The sequence below is a fragment of the Caproiciproducens sp. genome (assembly GCF_053840905.1).
This window is the reverse complement of the sequence record NZ_JBNLXQ010000033.1, coordinates 1-1,686: the sequence shown is the minus strand read 5'-3', so window position 1 is coordinate 1,686 and position 1,686 is coordinate 1. Positions and strand designations below refer to the sequence as shown.

Genomic DNA, 1,686 nt, shown 5'->3' with positions numbered 1-1,686 from the left:
CGCTGCTTCACGGAACAAATCAGAATTGTGGTGCGATTTTAAGTATGGATTTATTGATTCCCATAACAGAAAACAAGGATTTCCGCAGGATTTATGCAAGGGGAAAATCGTATGTCAGCCCTGTGGTCATTACCTATGTTACGAAAAATCGCAGCAAAAACGTCAGGGTAGGGATCACCACCAGCAAGAAAATCGGCAACGCTGTGAAACGGAACCGTTCACGCAGAGTGATCCGCGAGGCTTTCAGAGCCTTGGCTCCCGAAATTGCTCCGGGGCATGATTTTGTTTTTGTAGCCAGGGGCAAAACACCTTTTGTAAAAAGCACGGAAGTTCGCCGTGCAATGCTGCTGCAGCTGAAAAACGCGGGGGTCCTGAAATGAAACGCCCGCTTATTTTGCTTATCAGGTTTTACCAGAAAGCCATTTCCCCCTACAAAAAACCGTGCTGCAAATACTACCCCACCTGTTCGAATTACGCGATCGAAGCGATCGAGCGCTTTGGCGCTTTTAAGGGATTCTGGCTTGCATTCTTTCGGATACTGCGCTGTAACCCGTTCAGCCGCGGAGGATACGATCCCGTGCCGGAAAAACGGGACAAGCGATAACCACTATAGAGGAGTATTGCCCATATGACGGAGATTTTTAATTTTTTCGGAAACATTCTTGGCTATTTGCTCTGGTTTTTTTATACGCTGATTCAGAATTACGGCGTGGCAATTATTTTGTTTACACTCGTATTGAAAATAGTCATGTTCCCGTTTTCCATCAATCAGCAAAAATCGATGGCCGCGAACAGCAAAATGGCCGTCAAACAAAAAGAGCTGCAGAAAAAATACGGGAACGATAAGGTAAAGCTTCAGGAAGAGACACAGAAGCTTTATGACAAAGAGGGAATCAATCCGGCGAGCGGATGCCTGACCACTTTTATCCCTTTCCCGATCATGATCGGATTGTTTTATACCGTGCAGAACCCGCTTGCGAACGCCCTTCACCTTTCCGCCGAAGGAATCGCGAAGGCCGTTGAAATGCTCAAGCAGATTCCCGGTCTGGGTGCAAGCTTTTCCGCCCAGTATGCACAGATTGAAATCGTCAAGCATTTTACGCAGCTGAAACCCCAGCTGACCATGTTCAGCGCGACGGAGCTTGCGAAAATAGAATCCTTCAGCCACGGCTTCCAGTTTATGGGGCTGAATCTTTTGGACACGCCGAGCGACGGCGCGAATATATTCGGTACCCTGTTCCGTTCCAACCTGTGGATTATTCCCGCACTGTGCCTGGTATCTTCTTTGGTTACCCAGTATTTTACGATGAAAATGCAGCCGGGAATGCAGCAGCAGCAGGGATGCATGAAGGGAATGCTTTATCTGATGCCGCTGTTCAGCGCATGGCTTGCCTGCACAATGCCTGCGGCGGTTGGTTTTTATTGGATTATTTCGACGATATTCGGTTTCTTGCAAACCATTATTCTGAATATCTGGTACAGCCCGGCGGACCTGAACGCGAAAGCGGAAGCGCAGAGGGTTGCCCTTCTGGAAGAAAACGAGTCAAAGATGAAGCCTGTTGCCGGCGCTTTCTACAGAAATCAGGAAATTAACCCGCAGCCGCAGCAGAGGACGACAGCAAAATCGGGAGCTTCAAAAACGAAAACAAAAGGCGGAAAAACAAATTCGGATGACTATTTAGGAAT

At 47.9% G+C, this 1,686-nt stretch carries 3 protein-coding genes; all 3 read left to right on the top strand.

Translation table 11 applies throughout. The annotated features are described in order from the left end of the window. On the top strand, window positions 1–380 hold a 380-nt coding region (rnpA, locus tag ACQGQ5_RS15890), incomplete at its 5' end, for a ribonuclease P protein component (protein WP_455737444.1). Continuing rightward, window positions 377–604, top strand: a complete 228-nt coding sequence (gene yidD / locus ACQGQ5_RS15885) for a membrane protein insertion efficiency factor YidD (RefSeq protein WP_141826727.1) — start codon at window positions 377–379, stop codon at window positions 602–604. The genes rnpA and yidD, both read left to right, overlap by 4 nt. Window positions 605–628: 24 nt before the next feature. Then, window positions 629–1,686 (top strand): YidC/Oxa1 family membrane protein insertase (locus ACQGQ5_RS15880; RefSeq protein ID WP_455737443.1); only part of this gene is annotated, 1,058 nt, incomplete at its 3' end.

Bases quoted from the DNA above. Each gene is read 5' to 3' on its own strand.
- yidD (WP_141826727.1), top strand. From the start codon at position 377: ATGAAACGCCCGCTTATTTTGCTTATCAGGTTTTACCAGAAAGCCATT.